The organism is Kitasatospora sp. NEAU-CNBT7, from assembly GCF_057220535.1.
In genome coordinates, this window is record NZ_JBXQQB010000015.1 from 159,037 (window position 1) to 182,000 (window position 22,964).

At 72.7% G+C, this 22,964-nt stretch carries 14 protein-coding genes; 3 read left to right on the top strand and 11 right to left on the bottom strand.

The window, feature by feature from the left end:
- Positions 1–42: 42 nt before the first annotated feature.
- From AC2TEW_RS20965 to AC2TEW_RS20985, 5 genes are all read right to left on the bottom strand, one after another.
- Entirely contained in the window at positions 43–4,983 is a 4,941-nt protein-coding gene (locus AC2TEW_RS20965) for an NAD-glutamate dehydrogenase (protein ID WP_484624845.1), read from the bottom strand.
- Between the two features lie 388 nt (positions 4,984–5,371).
- On the bottom strand, positions 5,372–6,997 hold the full coding sequence (gene pruA, locus AC2TEW_RS20970; RefSeq protein ID WP_484624871.1) for an L-glutamate gamma-semialdehyde dehydrogenase: 1,626 nt from the start codon (positions 6,995–6,997) through the stop codon (positions 5,372–5,374).
- A 280-nt stretch (positions 6,998–7,277) separates the two neighbouring features.
- Entirely contained in the window at positions 7,278–7,934 is a 657-nt protein-coding gene (locus tag AC2TEW_RS20975; RefSeq protein ID WP_484624846.1) for an HAD family hydrolase, read from the bottom strand.
- Positions 7,935–8,014: 80 nt separating this feature from the next.
- Complete coding sequence (locus AC2TEW_RS20980; protein ID WP_484624847.1) at positions 8,015–8,524, bottom strand: DUF6912 family protein; 510 nt, start codon at positions 8,522–8,524, stop codon at positions 8,015–8,017.
- Positions 8,525–8,968: 444 nt separating this feature from the next.
- Positions 8,969–10,060 (bottom strand): patatin-like phospholipase family protein, encoded by a 1,092-nt coding sequence (locus AC2TEW_RS20985; RefSeq protein ID WP_484624848.1) that lies wholly within the window; start codon positions 10,058–10,060, stop codon positions 8,969–8,971.
- A 334-nt stretch (positions 10,061–10,394) separates the two neighbouring features.
- Here AC2TEW_RS20985 and AC2TEW_RS20990 point away from each other — a divergent pair, with 334 nt between their 5' ends.
- Positions 10,395–11,042: an Rv3235 family protein gene (locus AC2TEW_RS20990; protein ID WP_484624849.1), complete on the top strand. Its 648-nt coding sequence runs from the start codon at positions 10,395–10,397 to the stop codon at positions 11,040–11,042.
- 165 nt (positions 11,043–11,207) lie between these two features.
- Here AC2TEW_RS20990 and secA read toward each other — a convergent pair whose 3' ends face one another.
- On the bottom strand, positions 11,208–13,961 hold the full coding sequence (secA, locus tag AC2TEW_RS20995) for a preprotein translocase subunit SecA (protein ID WP_484624850.1): 2,754 nt from the start codon (positions 13,959–13,961) through the stop codon (positions 11,208–11,210).
- Between the two features lie 341 nt (positions 13,962–14,302).
- Here secA and AC2TEW_RS21000 point away from each other — a divergent pair, with 341 nt between their 5' ends.
- Positions 14,303–15,457 carry a winged helix-turn-helix domain-containing protein gene (locus tag AC2TEW_RS21000; RefSeq protein WP_484624851.1) on the top strand — a complete coding sequence of 385 codons (1,155 nt, stop codon included), beginning with the start codon at positions 14,303–14,305 and terminating at the stop codon, positions 15,455–15,457.
- A 48-nt stretch (positions 15,458–15,505) separates the two neighbouring features.
- On the opposite strand, the gene AC2TEW_RS21005 is transcribed toward AC2TEW_RS21000, so the two are convergent.
- Positions 15,506–16,258, bottom strand: coding sequence for a response regulator (locus AC2TEW_RS21005; RefSeq protein ID WP_484624852.1), 753 nt, complete (start codon positions 16,256–16,258; stop codon positions 15,506–15,508).
- A gap of 205 nt (positions 16,259–16,463) precedes the next feature.
- Complete coding sequence (gene hpf / locus AC2TEW_RS21010) at positions 16,464–17,156, bottom strand: ribosome hibernation-promoting factor, HPF/YfiA family (protein WP_484624853.1); 693 nt, start codon at positions 17,154–17,156, stop codon at positions 16,464–16,466.
- A gap of 363 nt (positions 17,157–17,519) precedes the next feature.
- Here hpf and AC2TEW_RS21015 point away from each other — a divergent pair, with 363 nt between their 5' ends.
- On the top strand, positions 17,520–18,284 hold the full coding sequence (locus tag AC2TEW_RS21015) for a ComF family protein (RefSeq protein WP_484624854.1): 765 nt from the start codon (positions 17,520–17,522) through the stop codon (positions 18,282–18,284).
- A 3-nt stretch (positions 18,285–18,287) separates the two neighbouring features.
- Here the strand turns inward: AC2TEW_RS21015 and AC2TEW_RS21020 are convergent, their stop codons facing one another.
- The 3 genes from AC2TEW_RS21020 to mtrA are packed head-to-tail and all read right to left on the bottom strand — an operon-like array spanning position 18,288 to position 22,955.
- A complete protein-coding gene (locus AC2TEW_RS21020; protein WP_484624855.1) occupies positions 18,288–20,165 on the bottom strand; it encodes an LpqB family beta-propeller domain-containing protein in 1,878 nt (625 codons plus the stop codon).
- Entirely contained in the window at positions 20,143–22,275 is a 2,133-nt protein-coding gene (mtrB, locus tag AC2TEW_RS21025; protein WP_484624856.1) for an MtrAB system histidine kinase MtrB, read from the bottom strand. The genes AC2TEW_RS21020 and mtrB overlap by 23 nt, the downstream gene beginning before the upstream one ends.
- Before the next feature lie 2 nt (positions 22,276–22,277).
- Positions 22,278–22,955 (bottom strand): MtrAB system response regulator MtrA, encoded by a 678-nt coding sequence (gene mtrA / locus AC2TEW_RS21030; RefSeq protein WP_033821070.1) that lies wholly within the window; start codon positions 22,953–22,955, stop codon positions 22,278–22,280.
- Positions 22,956–22,964 lie beyond the last annotated feature (9 nt).

Genomic DNA, 22,964 nt, shown 5'->3' on the forward strand with positions numbered 1-22,964 from the left:
GGAGGGCGGGACCGCGCGCGGTCCCGCCCTCCGGTCGGCTGCTCAGTGGCCGGTGCGCAGCAGGGTGCGGATCACCCGCATCGCGACGGACAGGCTGGACAGCTCGTAGTTGTCCGAACCCCTTATGTCGTCGAGGGTGGTCTTGGCCCGCGTCATCAGCGTGCTGTTGAGCTCGGCCCAGGCGCCGTAGCGCTCCTCCGGGGAGGAGCCCTCGGGGCCGCAGGCCAGGATGTCCGCGGTGAGCGCGGCGTGCGCCGCGAACAGGTCCTCGCGGATGGCCGCGCGGGCCATCGAGGACCAGCGGTCGGTCCTCGGCAGCTCGATGATCCGGTCCAGCAGGTGGGTGATCTGCAGGCGGTCGGCGAGGTCGTAGTAGAGCTCGGCGACCTCCATCACGTCGGCGTCCGAGCGGTCCGCGACACCGACGATGTCCAGGGTCGGGAAGGCCGAGGAGAGGCCGGCCACCCGGGTGGCCAGGGCCTCGGGCACGCCCGAGGCGGACAGCTCCTGGTAGATCTTCTCGAACCAGGCCGCGTCCTCGCCGCGCAGCGGCTTGGGCAGGCTGTCCCAGACCTGGTTGACCCGGTCGTGGAAGAACTCGATGGTGCCGGCGATGTCCAGCGGCTGGCGGCGGTTGTTGAGCATCCACCGGGTGGCGCGCTCGACCAGCCGGCGGGCGTGCAGCCGCATCCGGGTCTGGACCTCGGCGGGGACCTGGTTGTCCAGCTCCTCGATCTGGTCCCAGAGCTGCTCCAGGCCGAACACCGCGCGGGCGGCGGCGTGGGTGCGGGCGATCTCCTCCATCGTCGCGCCGGTCTCCTCGCGGAGCCGGAACGCGAAGGTGCAGCCACCGCGGTTGATCGTGTCGTTGACGATCAGGGTGGTGATGATCTCCCGGCGCAGCGGGTGGTTGTCGATCGCCTCGGCGAACTTCGCCCGCAGCGCGCTCGGGAAGTACTCGTGCAGCACGGTGCGGAAGTACGGGTCGTCGGGCAGCCCGGTGGCGAGCAGCTCGTCGGCCAGCGTGATCTTCGTGTAGGCGAGCAGCACGGACAGCTCGGGCTGCGAGAGCCCGCGGCCGTTCTGCTGGCGGTCGCGGATCTGGCGCTCGGTGGGCAGGAACTCCAGCGCCCGGTCGAGCTGGCCGTTGGCCTCCAGACGGTTGATCATCCGGGAGTGCACGTTGACCATCGAGACGGCCTGGGCGACGGCGTTGGCCAGCACCACGTTCTGCGCGTAGTTGTTGCGCAGCACCAGGTGGCCGACCTCGTCGGTCATCTCGGCGAGCAGGGCGTTGCGCTGCTTGACCGTCATGTCGCCGTCGGCGACCACCTGGTTGAGCAGGATCTTGATGTTGACCTCGTGGTCCGAGGTGTCCACACCGGCGGAGTTGTCGATCGCGTCGGTGTTGATCCAGCCGCCGGTGCCCTCGGGGCCGCCGGTGGCCGCGTACTCGATCCGGCCGAGCTGGGTGCAGCCGAGGTTGCCGCCCTCGCCGATCACGCGGGCCCTGACCTGCTCGCCGTTGACCCGGATGGCGTCGTTGGCCTTGTCGCCGACCTCGGCGTTGGTCTCGCTGGAGGCCTTGATGTAGGTGCCGATGCCGCCGTTCCAGAACAGGTCGACGGGCGCCTGCAGGATGGCCTTCATCAGCTCGGCCGGGGTGAGCTTGGCGGCGTCGAGGCCGAGCCGCTCGCGGACCTGCGGGGAGAGCTGGATGGCCTTGGCGGAGCGCGGGAAGACGCCGCCGCCGGCCGAGATCAGCGACTTGTCGTAGTCGTCCCAGGAGCTGCGCGGCACGTCGAACAGGCGGCGGCGCTCGGCGAAGGAGACCGCCGCGTCCGGGTCCGGGTCGAGGAAGATGTGCCGGTGGTCGAAGGCGGCGACCAGGCGGATGTGCTCGCTGAGCAGCATGCCGTTGCCGAACACGTCACCGGACATGTCGCCGATGCCGACCACGGTGAAGTCCTCGGTCTGGGTGTCGTGGCCCAGCTCGCGGAAGTTGCGCTTGACCGACTCCCAGGCGCCGCGGGCGGTGATGCCCATGCCCTTGTGGTCGTAGCCGGCCGAGCCGCCGGAGGCGAACGCGTCGCCCAGCCAGAAGCCGTACGACTCGGCGACGCCGTTGGCGATGTCCGAGAAGGTCGCGGTGCCCTTGTCGGCGGCGACCACCAGGTAGGTGTCGTCCTCGTCGTGGCGGACCACGTCGGCGGGGTGGACGACGTCACCGGCGACCAGGTTGTCGGTGATGTCGAGCAGCGCCGAGATGAAGGTCTTGTACGAGGCGATGCCCTCGGCCAGCCAGGCGTCGCGGTCCACCGACGGGTCCGGCAGCTGCTTGGCGACGAAGCCGCCCTTGGCGCCGACCGGGACGATCACGGTGTTCTTGACCATCTGGGCCTTGACCAGGCCGAGGATCTCGGTGCGGAAGTCCTCGCGCCGGTCGGACCAGCGCAGACCGCCGCGGGCGACCTTGCCGAAGCGCAGGTGGACGCCCTCGACCCGGGGCGAGTAGACCCAGATCTCGAACGCCGGGCGCGGGGCCGGCAGGTCCGGGATGGCCTTCGGGTCGAACTTCATCGACACGTAGGAGTGCCACTGGCCGTCGGCCGCGTGCTGGAAGAAGTTGGTCCGCAGGGTGGCGTTGATCAGGTGCAGGAAGGAGCGCAGGATGCGGTCCTCGTCCAGCGAGACGACCTCGTCGAGGGCGCCGTTGAGCTCCTCGAAGATGCCCTCGGTGAGCTCCTGCGCACCCGAGCGGTGGCTGGGGCTGAGCCGGGCCTCGAAGAGGTTGACCAGCAGCCGGGTGGTGTGGGTGTTGTTGCGGAGCGCGTCCTCCATGTAGTCCTGGGAGAAGGTGCTCCCGGCCTGCCGGAGGTACTTGGCGTACGCGCGCAGCACGACGGCCTGGCGCCAGTTCAGCCCGGCGGTCAGGACCAGCTCGTTGAAGCCGTCGTTCTCGGCCTTGCCGGTCCAGGTGGCCGAGAAGGCCTCCTGGAAGCGCTCGCGCGCCTCGTCGCCGAGCTCGGTGGCCTCGCGCAGCTTCAGGCCGAAGTCGTAGACCCACGCGGTGCTGCCGTCGGAGCGGCGCAGCGCGTACGGGTGCTCGTCGAGCACCTCGACGCCCAGGCGCTGCAGGACCGGCAGGACCTCGGTGAGCGAGATCGGGCCGCCGACCCGGTAGATCTTGAAGCGGCGCTCGTCGTCGCCGGCGCCGACCGGCTGGTAGAGGTTGAGCCGGAAGTCGCCCTCGCCGTGCAGCGCCTCGATCTGCTTGATGTCCGAGACGGCGGTACGGGCGGTGAAGTCGGCCCGGTAGCCGTCGGGGAAGGCGTTGGCGTAGCGGTGGCCGAGCTCGGCGGCCCGCTCCTCGCCCAGCTCGATGTGCAGCTGGTCGTGGAAGCTGTCCATCCAGAACCGGGCGGCCTCGGCCAGCTTGGCCTCGATCCGCTCGATCTCGGCGTCGCCGAGCTGCGGCAGCTCGGTGCCGGCGGCGACCCGGACCACGAAGTGCAGGCGGGTCAGCACCGACTCGGTGGCGTGCACGGTGTAGTCGATCGTCTCGCCGTTGAGCTCCTCCATGAGGATCTCCATCAGGCGCAGCCGGATCCGCGTGGTGTAGCGGTCGCGCGGCAGGTAGACGAAGGCGGAGAAGTAGCGGCCGTAGTCGTCCTGGCGCAGGAACAGCCGCAGCCGGCGGCGCTCCTGCAGGTAGAGCACGCTGGTGGCGATGGAGAGCAGCTCGGCGGCGGCGGTCTGGAAGATCTCGTCCCGGGGGAAGGTCTCCATGATCTGCAGCAGGTCGCGGCCGTCGTGGCTGTCGCTGGAGAAGCCCGAGTCGGCGAGCACCTCCTGCACCTTGCGGCGGACCACCGGGATCCGGGTGACCGACTCGGTGTACGCGGCGGAGGAGAACAGGCCGAGGAAGCGGCGCTCGCCGATCACCTCGCCGTTGGCGTCGAACTTCTTCACGCCGACGTAGTCGAGGTAGGCGGGGCGGTGCACGGTGGCGCGGCTGTTGGCCTTGGTGAGGACCAGCAGCTTCTTCTCGTGCGCCTTGGCCCGGACCGGGGCGGACAGCCGGCCGAACGCCTCGGCCACCGGGTGGTGGTCGACGTCGTGGCTGACCGGGTCGGAGCGCAGCACGCCGAGGCCGGTGCCGGGGACGGCCCGCAGCACCTCCTCGCCGCGGTGCTCGGCCAGGTCGTACTCGCGGTAGCCGAGGAAGGTGAAGTGGTCGTCGGCCAGCCAGCGCATCAGCTCCCAGGCCTCGCCGACCTCCTGCTCGGGCAGGTGGGCCGGGGGCTCCTCGGCGAGCTCGTCGGCGAGCCGGAGCGCGGAGTCGCGCATCTTGGTCCAGTCCTCGACGACCTCGCGGACGTCGCCCAGGATCCGGCGCAGGTTGGTCTCGATGGCACGGAGGTCGTCGCGGTCGGTCTCGCGGTCGATCTCGATGTGCATCCAGGACTCGACGGTCGCGTCGGCCGGCCAGCCGGTGCCGGCGGCCTGGCTGCGCGAGCAGGCGTCGATGTCCAGGATCTCCAGCAGCTTGCCGGTGATGTCACGGCGGACCGCCAGCTGGGGGTGGATCACGACGTGGATGCCGCGGTCCTCGCGGGTCAGCTCGTTGGTGACCGAGTCGACCAGGAAGGACATGTCGTCGGTGACCACCTCGACCACGGTGTGGCCGCAGGACCAGCCGTTCTCCTCGACGGTCGGGGTGTAGACCCGCACCTCCGCGGTGCCCTGGGGCCGCTTGAGCCCCAGCCGGTAGTGCGAGGCCGCCGCGCCGTACACGTCGACCGGGTCCCGGTCGACCAGGTCCTCGGGAGCGGTGTGGAGGTAGTAGTGGTGCAGGTACGCGGTCAGAGCGCCGTTGCTCAGACCCTCTCCCGGCGCCGCTCCCCCCACCTGGCTGTTCTCAGCGGCTGCTGCTGCCTTGGCGAGCAGTTCGGCCTTGGCTGCGTCCAGCTTGGTCTGCATGACTGTTTGGCTCCTGTCGCGCGCCGTTGCGTGACTCGGTGGTGGTGGCTGGGTGTACACCGCCGGGTCCGTCCGCAATCCTCCCGCATGATCCTGATGAAAACCGCTCATGCCACGCATGAGCGGCTGCGCATCTGGGTACGAGACGACGTTTGGCCTGCGTCGATCGGGTCCGGCGACGCCAGTCAGCCTAACCTGATGAAACGAAGGTGTCAGGGGACACGGAGGAGCAATCCTGCAGGGAGATCGTTCCTTCCTGGACACCATGTCCAAACGGCATGATCGGACTGTCAGCGACTGCCGGATTGCCCGGCGGCGTCCCCCCGTCCGTGACCCCGGCCTTCACCGCTTCTTGATCGACTCTTCGCCGGACCTTCGTCCCGTCCGCTCAGCCCATGTGCGGGTACCGGTGACCGGTCGGCGGCACGAAGGTCTCCTTGATCGACCGGGGCGAGGTCCAGCGCAGCAGGTTCTGCGCCGCGCCCGCCTTGTCGTTGGTGCCGGAGGCCCGTCCGCCGCCGAACGGCTGCTGGCCGACCACCGCACCGGTCGGCTTGTCGTTGATGTAGAAGTTGCCCGCCGCGAACCGGAGCCGCTCCACGGCCTGCGCGATGGCGTACCGGTCCTGGGCGATCACCGCGCCGGTCAGCCCGTACGGCGAGCCGCCGTCCACCCGGTCCAGCACGTCCGGCCAGCGGGCGTCCTCGTAGACCTGTACGGCCAGGATCGGGCCGAAGTACTCGGTCCGGAAGACCTCGTTGCGCGGGTCCGCGCAGAGCAGCACGGTGGGCCGCACGAAGTACCCGATCGCGTCGTCGTACTGGCCGCCGGCCACCAGTTCCACCGCCGGGTCGCGCTCGGCCCGCTCGATCGCGGCGACGTTCCTGGCGTACGCCTTGGCGTCGATCAGCGCGCCCATGAAGTTGCTCAGGTCGCTGACGTCGCCGACGGTCAGCGCGTCCACCTCGGCCAGGAAGTCGTCCTTGATCCGCTGCCACAGCCCGCGCGGCAGATAGGCCCGGGACAGCGCCGAGCACTTCTGCCCCTGGTACTCGAAGGCGCCGCGCAGCAGCGCGGTGCGCAGCACGGCGGGGTCGGCCGACGGGTGGGCGATCAGGAAGTCCTTGCCCCCGGTCTCGCCGACGATCCGCGGGTAGCCGCGGTACGAGCCGAGGTTGGCGCCGATGGTCTGCCACAGCGTCCGGAAGGTGGCGGTCGACCCGGTGAAGTGCAGCCCGGCCAGCGCCGGGTTGCCGAGGACCACCTGCGAGGTCGCCTGGCCGTCGCCGGTGACCAGGTTGATCACCCCGGGCGGCAGGCCGGCCGCCTCCAGCAGCCGCATCAGGTAGTGCGCCGACAGCGTCTGGGTGGGCGCCGGCTTCCAGACCACGGTGTTGCCCATCAGCGCGGGAGCGGTGGGCAGGTTGCCCGCGATGGCGGTGAAGTTGAACGGGGTGACCGCGTAGACGAAGCCCTCCAGCGGGCGGTGGTCGGTGCGGTTCCACACCCCGGGCGAGGACTGCGGCTGCTCGGCCAGGATCTGCCGGGCGAAGTGCACGTTGAACCGCCAGAAGTCGGCCAGCTCGCAGGGCGCGTCGATCTCCGCCTGCTGGGCGGTCTTGGACTGGCCGAGCATGGTCGCCGCCGCCACCGTCTCCCGCCACGGCCCCGCCAGCAGGTCGGCCGCGCGCAGGAACACGGCGGCCCGGTCGTCGAACGGGAGTGAGCGCCACTCGGCGCCCGCCGCCAGCGCCGCGTCCACGGCCAGTTGCGCGTCCTGGTGGGTGGCGTTGCCGAGGACGCCCAGCTTGGCCGCGTGGTGGTGCGGCTGGACCACGTCGATCCGCTCCCCGCCGCCGAACCGCAGCTCGCCCGCGATGGTCATCGGGAGCGGGATCTGCTCGCCGGCCAGCTCGTCCAGCTTCCGCTCCAGCCGGGCCCGCTCGGGGCTGCCGGGCGCGTAGGCGTTGGGCGGCTCGTTGACGGGGGTCGGGACCTGGGTCACTGCGTCGATCGGCACGGGTCGCTCCACGGGGTCCGGGTGTCCGGCGCCGACCGCCGGCTCGGGCCGGCGTCGGCGTCAAACGGGGTTGACCCGTCCAGACTGGCCAACCGGCCACCGAACCGCGCGGGGCGACACGCCCGGCGACCCGGTCACCGGGCCGGGCCCGCGCCGGACCCGAACCGGCGGACCGCGTCGACGGACCGCGCACCGGGGAGCGTCGGGGGGCGTCGGGGGCGTCGGGAAGCCCGCCGACGGGCGCCTCCCGGGCGGCGGGCGGACCGGACGCCGCTCAGGCCGCCAGCTCCGCGGCCAGCTCGACCGCCTCCGCCAGGGTGTCCACCACCGGGACGCCGACCACCTCCAGCTTCGCCCGGGTGTGCGAGCCGCCGGTGTACAGCACCGCGTGCAGCCCCCACTCCAGGGCGGCCTGCGCGTCGTCGGCGGCGTCCCCGATCAGGACCGTGTGCCGCGGGTCCACCTGCGGCCCGAGCTCCGCCAGGTGGCGGGCCAGGTGGCCCGCCTTGCGCCCGCCCGAGGCACCCCGGCGGCCGTCCACCCGCAGGAAGTGCTCCAGCAGCCCGAACCCCTCGACCACCGGCACCAGCCGCTCGTGCTCGTACATCGACAGCAGCGACTGGCTGCGGCCCGCCTCGCGCCAGCCGCTGAGCAGGCCCGGTACGCCCTCGGTCAGCGGGCAGGCGGGGCTCAGCTCGGCGTACCGGCGGTGGAATGCCTCGTCCAGCGCCTCCCACTCGGCCTGGCTCGGGTCACGGCCGAGCAGCCGCTGGTAGAAGCGCGGGATGGGTATCTCGTACATCTCCCGGTACTGCTCCAGGGTGAGCGGGGAGATGCCGATGGTCTCGAAGGCCGCGTTGCTCGCGCCGAGCACCGCGTCCATGTCGTGGAACAGCGTTCCGTTCCAGTCCCAGACGATATGAGTGCGCACCCTGGAACGGTACCGGCCGCCGCGGCGCGACCGGAAAGGGACCGTCCGCGGTGGGGCCTCGGCGCCCGGGCGGGCCGGGCTCAGGCCAGCAGGCCGGGGATCTCCTGGGTGGCGAACCAGAGCAGCTCGTGGTCCTCGGCCCCGCCGACCGTGAACTGGGCGTCGGCGTCGCCCTTGTCCGCCGCGGCGATGGCCTGCGCGGCGGCGGCCACGTCCGCGGCCACCTCCTCGTCGGCCGCGTCCGCGTGCACGGCGGCGGCCTTCGCCAGCCGCACCGGGCCCGCCAGCACGACCCGGCCGAGCGCCGACTGGTCCTGGTACTCGTCACCGGGGAAGGGCTGCACCGCGGAGTCGGCGACCTCGACGGCCACCACGACCCGGCGGCGCGGCGCGGCGCCGTCCTCGGCGAGCAGCCGCAGCGAAGACTCGGCGGCCCGGTTGAGCGCCGCGTACTCCAGCTCCTCGAGGTCGTCGCTGACGTACCACTCGCGCAGCGCGGGCGTCACCGCGTAGGCCACCGCCCGGTCCAGCTCGCCGCCCGGGTGCGCGGCCGCCAGACCCTTCAACGTGGTGGGCACGTACACGCGCATCGGGAGCACCTTCCTCGATCTGGCCGCGGCCATCACGCCGCGTCCCCAAGAATACGGCCCGCGTGATCACCCCGGCACCGCCGTCCCGGCGACGGCCCCGCCGCCGCGGGCGCGCTGCACGTGCCCGGGGGCGGCGGGGCCGCACAGGAGCGGACCGGTGGCCGCGCAGGACCCGCGCCTGCGGGCCCGCGGCCGGGCCGCCCCTTCGAGCAGGCGGCGGGCGGGCGGGCCGCTCCCGTTCCGCGAGCCGGCGCGCGCTGGGGGCGAGGAGCGGCCGCTCCGGCCGGAGCGGGTCGGGCCCGCTTCCGGGGTTGCCCGCACCCGGGCGAGGACGAGCCGCTCCCGGGCGAGGACCGGCCGTTCCGGCCGGAGCCCGCCAGTTCCCGTCCGGAAAGCGCCCCGCCCCGGGCCTCGGCCCCCGTCCCCGTCCCCGTCCCCGGGGGGTCAGCCCGCGGCCGCGGCGAGCGCCGCCCGGCTGGTGATCAGCGCGGACTCCACCACGGCGGTCCGCCGGGCCGGGTCCATCATGTTGGGTCCCATCACCGCCAGGTCGGCCTGGGTCGGGGCGAGCAGCCGTACCCGGATCCCCACCGCCCGCAGCTCCCGCACCTCCCGCAGCAGCTGCCGGGTGACCGCCCTGCGGTAGCGGCTGAGCAGTTGCGCCAGCACACCCCGCGGCCGGTCGCGCGCACGCCATTCGCGCAGCGCGGCGACGGTGCCCCGGGCCGGTTCGGCCCGCCCGGCGGGGTGCAGCCGGATGCCCATGGGCGCCAGCACGTACACCTCGTCCAGGCCGCGGCCGTTCATCAGGTCCGCGTTGGTGGCCGACCAGCAGCCACCGTCCACGTACCGCCCGCCGGCCACCTCGACCGGCGCGAACCAGCCGGGGATCGCGCAGGACGCCATCACCGCCTCGGCGACCCCGGCGGCCGGCGCGCCCGGGTCGCCGAAGGCCACCCGGCGGCCGGTCCGGTAGTCGACGGCGGCCACCCGCAGGGCGCTGCCGTCGGGCCAGCCGTCGCCGAGCAGCTTTCTGACCAGGTCGCCGATGGGCGCGACCGAGCCCCGGCCGGGCGGCACGGCGGCGGAGACCATGGTGAGGAACGGGTAGTCGCGCGGGTGCCGGACGGCGTCCCGCAGCAGCCCCGGCGAGCCGATCGCCGCCTGCGGCCGCGGCGGCAGTGCGCCGCCCACCACCGTGTCGTAGTCGAAGTCGATGTCCACCAGCGGTCCGGCGGTCACCGGCCGGCCGAGCTGGTGGTCGCGGAGCTGGCCGGGCTCGACCCCGGCCGCGAGCAGGGTGCCCAGGATGGCGCCCGCGGAGGTGCCGAGGACGACCTCGGCGCTGCCCGGCCGCCAGCCGGTGGCCTCCTCCACCGCGCACAGCGCGCCGACCGTCCAGGCGGCGCCCAGCATCCCGCCGCCGCCCAGCACCAGCCCGCGCCGGATCCCGCTTCCGGGCCGCCCGTGCCGTACCCGCTCCGTGGCCGGCCCGCTCCTGGCCGGCCGGCCGTCTCCGGTGGACACCTGGGTCACGCCGTCTCCGCCCGCATCGTGGGAATCCGCTCCCCCGATACTGCGCCCTACCCGCCGGTAGGCCCGGTAGGGCAACGCCCTGATCGCAGCAGTCACCCGTCCCCCTTCGGGCCACGCCCGGCCGCCCCCGACGTCAACCCGGCGCGGCCGGGGGCGGGCGGGCGGGCGCCGCGCGCCGTACGTGCCACCCGGATAGGTGACATCGGACGACCGGCGGCCGGCCCGCCGCAGCCGCTTGCCGCCCGCACCCCGCCTCGGTACCAAAGGACCCGCCCGCCCCACACCACCGCCCCACCCCAACCGCCCCACACCGCGCCCACCCGGGAGGTCCGCCGTGCCCGAAGCCACCCTGCCCGCCACCGACGCACCCACCGCACCCGCCGCACCCACTGCACCCACCGCACCCGCCGCACCCGCCACCACCGCGCCCGAGCACGCCCCACAGCCCGGGGCGCGGCCGCTGCCAACCGGCCCGAGCATCCGCCCGCTCGCGCCCGCGCCCGGCCGCCACCGCCCCCGCCGCCCGGTCCGCCACCCGCACCCGCTCACCGCCCCGGGGGCGCCGGCCGCCGCTGCTCACCGCGCCCGGCACGCCGGACCGTCGCACGCCCTCCTCCCGCGCCACCCCCGGACGGCGTGCGCCCCCGCCCACGGCGCGGGACAGGGCGAGCTCGCGACCCGTTTCGCGCACCGGCTGGTGGAGGTGCTGACCGGCGTACGCCCGGTCGGCCAGCTCCAGCGGCACACCACGCTCAAGGGCTACCAGCAGATCGTCGCGCTGGTCCGCAACGGCCCGCTGCGCCCGCACGGCCGTGCGCCGCGCACCCGCCTCGGCCGGGTCTACGACTCCGCGCCGCGCAGCGGGGCGCTGGAGGTGTGCGTCCGGGTGGAGTTCGGTCCGCGCCACCACATGGTGGCGTTCCGGCTGGAGCAGCACCGCCAGTCCCAGCAGTGGCAGTGCGCCGCCGTCGAGGCCCGCTGACCCGCCCGCGGCCGCCACCCCGGTCGCCGTCCCCGTCGCCGTACCCGTCCCTGCGGCCGCCGCCCGAACACGCGCTGGCAACGCGCTGGCAACGCGCCAGGGCGCCGCCCCCGCAGAACGGGGAGCGGCGCCCTGGCGCGTGTCGTACCGGTCGGGCGACCGGGCTCAGCCCTTGCGGCGGCGGCCGCCCTTGGCCGCCTTCGCGGCCTTGCGGCGCTCGGCGCGGGTCAGACCGTCGCCCTCCTCGGCCGCGAGGTCGTCGAAGTCGCCCTCGACCACGCCGCCGCCGATCTCGTCCGACGGCGCGACGTAGTGCAGCTTCTTGCGCTGCGGCGCCTCCAGGCCCTTGGCCTTGATCTCGGGACGGGCGTCGGCCTTCTCGAGCGAGATGTCGGAGTCGGCCACCGGCACCTCCTCAACCTGCTGCTCGACCTGGACCTCCAGGTTGAACAGGTAGCCGACGGACTCCTCCTTGATGCCCTCCATCATCGCGGAGAACAGGTCGAAGCCCTCGCGCTGGTACTCGACCAGCGGGTCGCGCTGGGCGTAGGCGCGCAGCGCGATGCCCTCCTGCAGGTAGTCCATCTCGTACAGGTGCTCGCGCCAGCGGCGGTCCAGCACCGACAGCACCACGCGGCGCTCCAGCTCGCGCATGATCTGCTCGCCGAGCTGGTCCTCGCGGGCGCCGTACTGGGACTGGATGTCCTCCTGCAGCACCTTGGTGAGGAAGTCGGGGGTCAGCCCGGCCGGGCCGCCGACCTCCTCCTCCAGCTCCTCCAGGTCGAGGGTGACCGGGTAGAGCTGCTTGAGGGCGGTCCAGAGCTTGTCGAGGTCCCAGTCGTCCTCGAAGCCCTCACCGGTCGCGGCGGTCACGTAGGCCGCGACGGTGTCGTCCATGAAGTGGCCGATCTGCTCCTGCAGGTCCTCGCCCTCCAGGACGCGCCGGCGCTCGGTGTAGATCACCTCGCGCTGGCGGTTGAGCACCTCGTCGTACTTGAGGACGTTCTTGCGGATCTCGAAGTTCTGCTGCTCGACCTGGGTCTGCGCGGAGGCGATGGCGCGGGTGACCATCTTCGACTCGATCGGCACGTCCTCGGGGACGTTGGCCATCGACAGCACGCGCTCGACCATGCCGGCCTTGAACAGGCGCATCAGGTCGTCGCCCAGCGAGAGGTAGAACCGGGACTCGCCCGGGTCGCCCTGGCGGCCGGAGCGGCCGCGCAGCTGGTTGTCGATCCGGCGGGACTCGTGGCGCTCGGTGCCCAGCACGTAGAGGCCACCGGCCTCCTGGACCTCGGCCTCCTCGACCTTGACGGCCTCCTTGGCCTTCTCCAGCGCGCTCGGGAAGGCGGCCGCGTACTCCTCCGGCGTGTCCTCCTCGTTGAGCCCGCGCTGGGCCAGCTCGGCAGCGGCCAGGTAGTCGGGGTTGCCGCCGAGCTTGATGTCGGTACCGCGGCCGGCCATGTTGGTGGCCACGGTGACGGCGCCCTTGCGGCCGGCCTGCGCGACGATCTGCGCCTCGCGCTCGTGGTGCTTGGCGTTCAGCACCTCGTGCGGGACGCCGCGCTTGCGCAGCTCCTGGGAGAGGTACTCGGACTTCTCCACCGACACGGTGCCGACCAGCACCGGCTGGCCCTTCTGGTGGCGCTCGGCGATGTCCTCGACCACGGCGGCGAACTTGGCCGGCTCCGACTTGTAGATCAGGTCGGGCTGGTCGATCCGCAGCGGGGTCTTGTTGGTCGGGATCGGCACCACGCCGAGCTTGTAGATCTGGTGGAACTCGGCGGCCTCGGTGGTGCCGGTACCGGTCATGCCGGAGAGCTTGCTGTAGAGGCGGAAGAAGTTCTGCAGGGTGATGGTGGCCAGCGTCTGGTTCTCGTTCTGGACCTCCACCCCCTCCTTCGCCTCGATCGCCTGGTGCATGCCCTCGTTGTAGCGGCGGCCGGCGAGCATGCGGCCGGTGTGCTCGTCGACGATCATGACTTCGCCGTTCATGACGACGTAGTCCTTGTCGTTCTTGTAGAGCTCCTTGGCCTTGATGGCGTTGTTCAGGAAGCCGACCAGCGGGGTGTTGACCGACTCGTAGAGGTTGTCGATGCCCAGGTAGTCCTCGACCCGGGTGACACCCTCCTCCAGCACGCCGACGGTGCGCTTCTTCTCGTCGACCTCGTAGTCGCGGTCGCGCTTGAGGCGCTGCACCAGCTTGGCGAAGTCGCTGTACCACTTGGTGGCCTGGTCCGCGGGGCCGGAGATGATCAGCGGGGTACGGGCCTCGTCGATCAGGATCGAGTCGACCTCGTCGACGACCGCGAAGTTGTGGCCGCGCTGGACCAGTTCCTCCTGCGACCAGGCCATGTTGTCGCGCAGGTAGTCGAAGCCGAACTCGTTGTTGGTGCCGTACGTGATGTCCATCCCGTACTGGCGCTTGCGCTCGGCGGGCGACATGTTGGCCAGGATCACGCCGACCTCGAGGCCGAGGAAGCGGTGCACCCGGCCCATCCACTCCGAGTCGCGCTCGGCGAGGTAGTCGTTGACCGTGATCAGGTGCACGCCCTTGCCGGTCAGCGCGTTGAGGTAGGCCGGCAGCGTACCCACCAGGGTCTTGCCCTCACCGGTGCGCATCTCGGCGACGTAGCCGAAGTGCAGCGCGGCGCCGCCCATGATCTGGACGTCGTAGTGGCGCTGCCCGAGCACCCGCTTGGACGCCTCGCGGACGGTCGCGAAGGCCTCCGGCATGAGGTCGTCCAGCGACTCGCCCTCGGCCAGCCGGCTCTTGTACTCGTCGGTCAGTGCCCGCAGTTCGTCGTCGGTGAGGTTGACGAAGTCCTCTTCGATCGAGTTGACCTGGGCAGCAATCCGCTGCAGCTTGCGAAGGGTCTTACCTTCGCCGGCGCGCAGGATCTTGTCGAAGACGGACACTTGGGCGGGCTCCTTGCCTGGATCGGCTCTGGACTACAGCACGGCGAGACCTACCCCACCGTACGGTCATCGTATGCGAGGAGGACAAGCCGCCGGGAGGTGCGTCAGCACGGTATTCCCGTGTCACCCGCCCGGGCAAAGCAGGGATTAGCGCCACCCGGCAGGGCAAAACGGTCACCGCACCAGTCGGTGTGCACTGCACAACCGCCGGGAACGCCCGAGGGTTCCCCTCCTTACCTCCCCCGGGCCCCGCCGGCGCCCTCCCCCGGCCCGCCCGCCGCTCCCCGCCCCCGAGGCCCCGGGGGCCCCGATTGTCGGTGCCGGGCCCTACCCTGCCCGGCATGACCGCCATCAGCCTCTCCGCCGACCAGGCCCGCCTGATCGCCCTCCGCGCCCAGGGCCTGCTCGGCGCGCCGGACCGCCGCGCGGGCGTCCGCGGCGTCCTGCGCCACCTCGGCGCCGTGCAGCTGGACACCATCTCCGTGCTGGCCCGCTCGCACGAACTGGTCCCGTACGCGCGCCTGGGGGCGGTCGGGCGGGCCGCGGTGGACCGCGCGTACTGGGGCTCGCAGGCCACCTTCGAGTACTGGTCGCACGCCGCCTGCATCCTGCCGGTGGAGGAGTGGCCGCTGTTCGCGTTCCGGCGCCGGGCCTACCGCGCCCGCGGGAACCTCTGGGGCCACCAGGTCTCCGACGCGACCTACCGCCAGGTGCTCGACAAGCTGCGCGCCGAGGGTCCGCTGACCTCCACCGAGCTGGGCGGCGCCAAGCGGACGGCCGAGTGGTGGGACTGGTCCGACACCAAGATCGCGGTCGAGCGGGCACTCTCCTTCGGCGATGTGGTCTGCACCGAGCGCCGCAGCTGGAAGCGGGTCTACCGGCTGGCCGAGCAGGCCGTCCCGGAGGCGCTGTACGGGCAGGAGCTCTCCGACGCCGAGTGCCTGCGCCGGCTGGTCGCCCAGGCGGGGGCCGCGCTCGGGGTGGCCACCCGGGCCGACCTGATGGACTACCACCGGCTCAAGGCCGCCCAGTTCGACACCGCCGTGGCCGAGTCGGGCCTGGTGCCGGTCGAGGTGGCGGGCTGGTCCGGGCCGGCCTGGGCGGATCCGGCGGCGCTGGCGTCGGCGCCGCGCGGCCGCCACCGCACCACCCTGCTCTCGCCGTTCGACTCCCTGGTCTGGGACCGCGCCCGCACCGAGCGGATCTTCGGCATGACGCACCGGCTGGAGGCGTACACCCCCAAGCACAAGCGGGTGCACGGCTACTTCGCGATGCCGCTGCTGGCCCAGGGCCGGCTGGTCGGCCGGATCGACCCGGCCCGCGAGGGGCGGACCCTGGTGGCCCGTCAGATCTCGCTGGACGCACCGAAGTACGTCGAAGCGGCGGCCACCGCCCTGCGCGAGGCGGCCGAGTGGGTGGGCTGCGACGCGGTCCGGATCGAGGCGCTCGGCGACGAGCGGCTGCGGCCCGCCCTGCGGTCCCTGCTGGACGGCTGACGGGAGCGGGCGGGCGCGGACCGCCGCGGCCCGCCCGGTCCGGTCCGGTCAGCCTATTTCCAGGATCTTCTCCCGCATCGCGTAGACCACGGCCTCCATCCGGGAGTGCAGCTGCAGCTTCTCCAGGATGTTGCGGACGTGGTTCTTCACGGTGTTCTCGCTGATGAAGAGCTCCTTGGCGATCTCCCGGTTGTTCATCCCGGTGGCCACCAGCTTGAGCACCTCCAGCTCCCGGTCGGTGAGCCGCGGTGCGGGCACCAACTCCCGGTCCTCGGAACGCCGCTGGATCATCGACTTGAACTCGGTGAGCAGCTTGGAGGCCATCGAGGGGCTGATCTGCGACTGCCCGTCGGCCACGGCCCGGATCGCGGTGGCGACCTCGTCGGTGGAGATCTCCTTCAGCAGGTAACCGGTGGCACCCGCCTTGATCGCCTCGTAGAGGTCGGCCTCCTCGTCGCTTATGGTCAGCATGATGATCTTCGCGCTCGGGACCACGTCCTTGATCGCGGTACAGGCCTCGATCCCGCTCCGGCGCGGCATCCTGACGTCCATCAGGATGATGTCCGGCAGCAGGTCCGCGGCCTTGAGCACGGCCTCGGCGCCGTCCCCGGCCTCACCGATGACCGTGATGTCCTCCTCCTCGGCCAGCACGATCTCCAGGCCTCGGCGGAACAGTGCGTGGTCGTCCACCACCAGGACCCGGATCGGCTCGGCCCGGCGCAGTGCGTACCCGGGCTCCCCGCCCTCGCCCTGCCCGCCCCCCGGGCCGGCTCCCAAACCCTGGCTGAATGGCTCGCCCATCCGCTCCTCCCCCGGCTGCCGGTCGATGTCGTGCTCAATCATTCCACGGCGGGGGACCGGTTGATCACCCTCCGCCGTCGCACCGCCCAGCTGGGTGACCCCGGCGGCGTCGTGGGCCGCCGGGGTCACCGGTCATCTCGGTCTTCCGTGTTGTGCCGGACCGGTCGGTCCCGGTCCGGATCCTCCGGCGCCGGGCGACGGACCGTCAGTCCTCGTCCGGGCCGCCGATCGCCCCGCCGGCACCACCGGCGTCACCGTGGGCGGAGTGGTCCTCCTTGAGGTGGATCACGCCGTAGTGGTAGCCGTGCCGGCGGTAGACCACGCTCGGCAGGCCGCTGTCCTTCTCCACGAACAGGTAGAAGTCGTGGCCGACGAGCTCCATCTCGTACAGCGCCTGGTCCAGCGACATCGGCCCGGCGGGGTGCGTCTTCTCGCGGACGACGAGCGGACCGTCGCCCTCCACCTCCAGCGATCCCATCATGGTCTTGCGGACCGTCCCGTTGGCGCTGCCCGCGGGCGGCGCCGTCTCGGGGAGGGCTGCCAGCGCCGCCGTCGCCTCCGCGACGCTGATCGGGGTGCGGCCGTTGCCGCCCTTGTGCACACGCCGGCGGTCGGCGGACTTGCGCAGCTGCGCGTCCAGCTTGGCTGAGGCCAGGTCGAGGGCCGCGTACGGGTCGGCAGCGGCTGCCTCGGCCCGGATCACCGGGCCACGGGTACGGAGGGTGATCTCGACCCGCTCGGAGCGGTCGGCCTGGCGCGGGTTGTGTTCCTTGGACACCTCGACGTCGAGGCTGATCACCTTGCCGTCAAACTTCTGGACCTTCTCCAGCTTCTCGGCCACGTGCTCGCGGAACCTCTTGGGCACCTCGGTCTTGCGGCCCTTGACGACGATGTCCACGCAGAACTCCGATCCCTTGTGCTGTCGCCGATCCGAGTACGTACCGGATCGGACTGAGACCCAGCCGGACCAGTCAATCGCCGCCGGTCCCGGCGCCGCCGGGAGTGGCGAGCGCGACTGGCCCTCACCTCACTTCCTCCCCACCGGGAGCGCTTGAAACCCCCTCTGGCCTTATGAGACACCCCACCAGGGGATTACGCCTCCCCAGTCGAACAACGTAACGAGGGAGCACCGGCGGCACGGCTGTTGCCCTCTGTTTACCCTCCTACGAGTGAAACAACGGTAAACAGCTGGACAACACCGCCAGGGTGGTCAACCGTATGGCGCACATCGCCGTTCCGCCACCCCCCGGGAGGTGCCGAAATGACCGATCTGCCCGCCACCGTCCTCGGCCTCCTCGATCTGCTGCTGCCCGTGCCGTGCGCCGGCTGCCCGCTCGGTCCCGGTCCGCTCTGCCCGGACTGCCGCGCCGCGCTGGCAGCCGCCCGGGCCGGTCCGGCCGGGCCCCGGCCGGCGCCGCCTGGCCTGCCCCCGCTGCACGCTGCGGCGCCCTACGCGGCGCCGGTACGGGGACTGCTGCTGGCCCACAAGGAGCGGGGCGCGCTACGGCTGGCCGGACCGCTCGGCGCGCTGCTGGCCCGCGCCGTGCGCTCGGCGGCCGCCGGGCCCGCGCCGGTGGTGCTGGTCCCGGTGCCCTCCGCCCGCCGTTCGGTCCGGGCCCGCGGCCACGATCCGATGCTGCGGCTGGCCCGGGCGGCCGCCCGGGAGCTGCGCGGCTGCGGGGTGGAGGCCGGGGTCGCCCCGGCGCTGCGGCAGATCCGGCCGGTGGCGGACCAGGCCGGGCTCGGCGCGGCCGCGCGGCGGCGCAATCTCGCCGGTGCGCTGGCGGTCCGGCCGGCCTTCCTGGCGCGCCGGGCCGCACCCGGCCACCGGCTGGTCCTGGTCGACGACCTGGTCACCACCGGCGCCAGCCTGGCCGAGGCGGCCCGGGCGCTGCGTGCCGCCGGCCGCCCGCCGCACGCGGCCGCGACGGTGGCCGCCGCCGTCCGCCGGAGCGGTTCCGGGCCCGCCCCGGCGGCGCCCGGCCGGGGCGGCCGAAGCAGCCGGGGCAGCCCCCGGCCGGGGTAGCTGCTAGCCGGGGTAGCTGAAGGAGAGCGCCGGGTGCTGCTGCGGCACCGGCACCTCGCGCCACTGGGTGCCCTGGAGCCGGTAGATGTGGTGGTCGGAGACGGCCAGCACGGTCGGCACCTGGTCGCTGTCGCGGCTCTCCGAGGCGGAGACCGAGGTCATCAGCTCACTGACCTGGAGCGGCGCGTCGGTGCTCTGCGAGCCGTCGGTGCCCAGGTAGTGGAGCAGCTGGAGCTTCTCCTTCTCCTTGCCCAGCACGAGCAGCTGGTCCGTGTCGGCCCAGGACACCGAGGAGACCTCGGTCAGCAGCGGCGCGACCGGCCGCAGGCCGGAGATCTCGGCCAGCGGCGCGCTCGCCGAGCCCCGGTGGGTCAGCAGGCCGATCTCCACCGAGCGGGTGGTGCCGCCCTTGGCGTCGCCCAGCACCAGCGCGACCCTGGTCCCGTCCGAGGAGACCTTGAGCCCCTGTACGGTGCGCCCGTTCAGTCCGTGCAGCTGGACCGGGACGACCGTGGTGCCCCGCACCATCAGGACCCGGGGGTTCTGCGGGTCGCGGTCGACCACGAAGAGGTCCCCCCGGCCGTCCCAGCTGGGCGAGGTGAGGCCGAGGCCGGGCTGGGTGGCGCGGCTCTCCACCACGGGGGCGCCGGGCTTGTCGTTGTCCCCGGTGCCGACCACCTGGAGGTTGCGGCCGTCCGCCCCGATCAGCGCGATGGCACCGCCGTCCCGGCGGACCGCGAAGGTGCCGGGGTGGGCGGCGGCGTTCTGCCCGACCTGGCCGAGCGGCCCGCCCACCGGGTGCCCCAGGCCGTCGCCGGGCGCGACCATCATCTGGCCGTTGTCCAGCTGGTAGTACTGCGAGGCGCCGTAGCTGCCGGCCAGGCTGCCCGGCGCGATCCGGGCGGCCTGGTCCGCGGTGATCGCGCAGCCGCCCTTGACCCCGCTCAGCTCCAGCCGCTGGATCGGCGCCTTGCCCTGCTGGTCGGCGAGGGTGTGGTAGAGCTGCCCGGCCATCTGCTGGCACAGGTCGGACCGGCCCGCGAAGTCCGGTACGTCCACCTTGACGGTGGCGGTCTTGTTGTCGCTGACGGTCACCGGGCCGACGATCTTCACCCCGTCGAAGGCGGAGTAGACGGCCGGCGCCAGCCAGCCCGAGGGCCCCGCCGCCAGCGCCTTGGCCGCCGCCGTCAGCGGGTCGATCCGGCGCCGCAGGAAGATCGGGTCCGGGACCAGCACCGACTCGCCGCGGGAGCGGTCCGACGAGGGGTCGGTGAGGGCGAAGAAGTAGCGGTGCACGGCCTTGTAGCCGTTCTTGAACGTGGTCTGGTCGGCGATCAGGCCGTCCGGCAGCTTGTCGATCCGCCACTCGCCCTTGTTCTCGCCCTCGGTCTCCTTCACGAGGGTGAACGTCTGGCGGTACTGCTCGCCGTCCGCGGCGGGCCGGTAGGAGTTGCGGCTGTCCAGCGCGCCGACCAGGTCGCCGTTGACGTCGATGTCGACAGTGGTGGCGCCCTCCTGCACCGAGGGCCTGGTCCGGCCCTGGTTGTCGAGCACCGAGACCCCGGCCTCCGGGTCCCACTTGGCGCCCGCGGCGGCCGTCAGGTAGGTGCGCGCGGTGCTGAAGGTCGGCTCGTCGGCGTTGGAGGCGTCGAGGAAGCCCGCCAGCAGTTCGCCCGGGCTCTCACCCTTGTACGGCGCGACCGGGTACACCCGGACCTGGAGGTTCTCCGCGCCCGGGGCCTGCGGTATCTCCACCCGCTGGGGCGAGCCGCCGGCGGGCATGCCGATGCAGCCGGTGGCCAGGAAGGCCAGCATGCTGCCCCAGACGGCCGCGGCGGCCGGGCGGGCACCAGTGGTCCTACCGCTGCCGTTCCGTCGCACCCTCGGCCCCCTCCTGGTCGCTGTCCGGGGTCCGCGTCCCCGCTGGCTGCTGGTCGCCGGGCCGGCCGGTGGGACGGTCGACCACCACCTGGGCGCCCGAGGCACCGTACCCCCCGGCGGCCGCCCGGACGTCCGAGGGGTCGGCGACCGGGGCGGCCGGCACCCGGCCGAGGCCGGGGCCGATGCTGAGCACACCGCCGAGGCCACTGCCGAAACCGGTCGGCCCGCCCTCCGGGGTCTCCGGGGTGTCCGTCTCGCCGGTCGAGGTCAGCGCGGTCGCGCCGGCCGGACGCTGCGAGCGGCGGTACGGCGCGCCGGTCGAGGCCAGCCCGCGGTTGTGCCGGGAGTCCTCGGGCTCGAGCCGGAACGGCGCCCGGACCAGCTCTCCGCCGCGGGTCCGCGGCAGGGTGAGCCGGAAGTGCGAACCGCCGCCCGGCTCGCCCCACGCCTGCAGCCACCCGCCGTGCAGGTGGGCGTCCTCGACGGCGATGGACAGGCCGAGGCCGGTGCCGCCGGTGGTCCGGACCCGGGACGGGTCGGCCCGCCAGAAGCGGTGGAAGACCCGGGACGCCTCGCCCGGCTTGAGGCCGATGCCGTAGTCGCGGACGCCGACGGCGACCGCGCCCTCGCCGGAGCCGAGCCGGATCACCACGTCGCGGCCCTCACCGTGCTCCAGCGCGTTGACCACCAGGTTGCGCAGGATGCGTTCGATCCGGCGGGCGTCCACCTCGGTGACCACCGGGTTCTCCGCACCCCGGATGATCACCGCGCTGCCCTTGGCCTGCGCCAGCGGGTCGGCGCCCTCGACCACCCGGGTCACGATGTCCCGCAGGTCCACCGGTTCGGCGTCCAGGATCGCGGCGCCCGCGTCGAAGCGGCTGATCTCCAGCAGGTCGGCGAGCAGCGACTCGAAGCGGTCCAGCTGCTCCTGCAGCAGTTCGGCCGAGCGGGAGGCCATCGGGTCCAGGTCGTCGCGGCTGTCGTAGATCAGGTCGGCGGCCATCCGGACGGTGGTGAGCGGGGTGCGCAGCTCGTGCGAGACGTCCGAGACGAACCGGCGCTGCACCCGTGAGAGCTCCTCCAGCTGCCGGATCTGCGCCTGGAGGCCGTTCGCCATCCGGTTGAAGGAGTCGCCGAGCCGGGCGATGTCGTCCGACCCGGTCACCTTCATCCGCTCCTCCAGGTGCCCGGCGGCCAGCCGCTCGGAGATCCCGGCGGCCATCCGCACCGGGGTCACCACCTGGCGGACCACCAGCCAGGCGATCCCGCCGAGCAGCATCACCAGGAAGACCCCGGCGGTGGCGAGCGTGCCGACGACCAGCCCGAGGGTCTTGGTCTCCTGGTCGAGCGAGAAGACGTAGTAGAGCTGGTAGGCGGTGTTGCCGGGGTCGGGGCCCTCGAACTGCTTCCCGATCACCAGGCCCTTCTCGTCCGAGGTCTGGCCGCCGTTGGCGTCGCCCCGGTGGATCATGGTGGTCTGCTCGTGCGGGATGTCCGGCTGGCGGGCGACGTCGTCGCGCAGGTCGCGGGTGATGCTGATCGGGAGGATGTCGCCGGAGTACCAGGCACCGCGGAACACCGCCCCGGAGCCGCCCTCGTCCTGGCCGGTCGACGGCAGGATGGCGATCACCGAGTAGACCCCGGCGCCGCCGCTGGAGAGGTCGGTGACCTGCTTGATCAGCCAGGTCCCGATCTCGTCCCGGGCCGGGTCGGCGTTGGCGCCGACCTTGACCTGGAGCTTCATCGCCTCGTTGATCTTGTCCTGCTCGATCTGGAAGCCGTCGATCGCCTGCCCCTGCGCGGCGTGCCGCTTGGTGTCCAGCAGGCCGTTGCGCACCTGGGCGACCACCACCACGCCGAGCACCAGCACCACCACGACCGACAGCAGCAGCGTGGTCGCGACCACCCGCAGCTGGATCGAGCGCCGGTACACGGCTATCAGACGGTTGAACGGGCGCCTGAACTGACGCGCCACCAGCGCGAGCAGCGCCGCCGGGCCGCGCCGGGGCCGGTGGCCCCGGGTGGTCGAGCTCAGCACCGCACCGCGCACAGCAGCATCCCCGCCGGCTCCGGTGCCCGACGGGGAGGCGTCGACGTTCTGGTCCCGCATCGTCAGCTGGGCCCCGCCTTGTAGCCCACGCCACGGACCGTCACCACGATCTCCGGACGCTCCGGATCCTTCTCGATCTTGGAGCGCAGGCGCTGCACGTGGACGTTGACCAGCCGGGTGTCGGCGGCGTGCCGGTAGCCCCAGACCTGCTCCAGCAGCACCTCACGGGTGAACACCTGCCAGGGCTTGCGGGCCAGCGCGACCAGCAGGTCGAACTCCAGCGGGGTCAGCGGGATGCCCCGGCCGTCCCGCTTCACCGAGTGGCCGGCCACGTCGATCACCAGGTCGCCGATGGTCAGCTGCTCCGGCGTGGGCTCCTCGGCCCGGCGCAGGCGGGCCCGCACCCGGGCCACCAGCTCCTTCGGCTTGAACGGCTTGGTGACGTAGTCGTCGGCGCCCGACTCCAGGCCCACCACGATGTCGACCGTGTCGGTCTTCGCGGTGAGCATCACGATCGGAATGCCCGACTCGGCCCGGATCTGCCGGCAGACGTCGATGCCGTCCCGGCCCGGAAGCATCAGGTCGAGCAGTACGAGATCCGGCTTGGTCTCCCGGAACGCGGCAAGCGCCTTGTCCCCATCCGCGACGAAAAACGGCTCAAAACCCTCACCACGCAGCACAATGCCGAGCATCTCGGCCAGTGCGGTGTCGTCATCAACGACGAGGACGCGTCCCTTCATGACTCCATC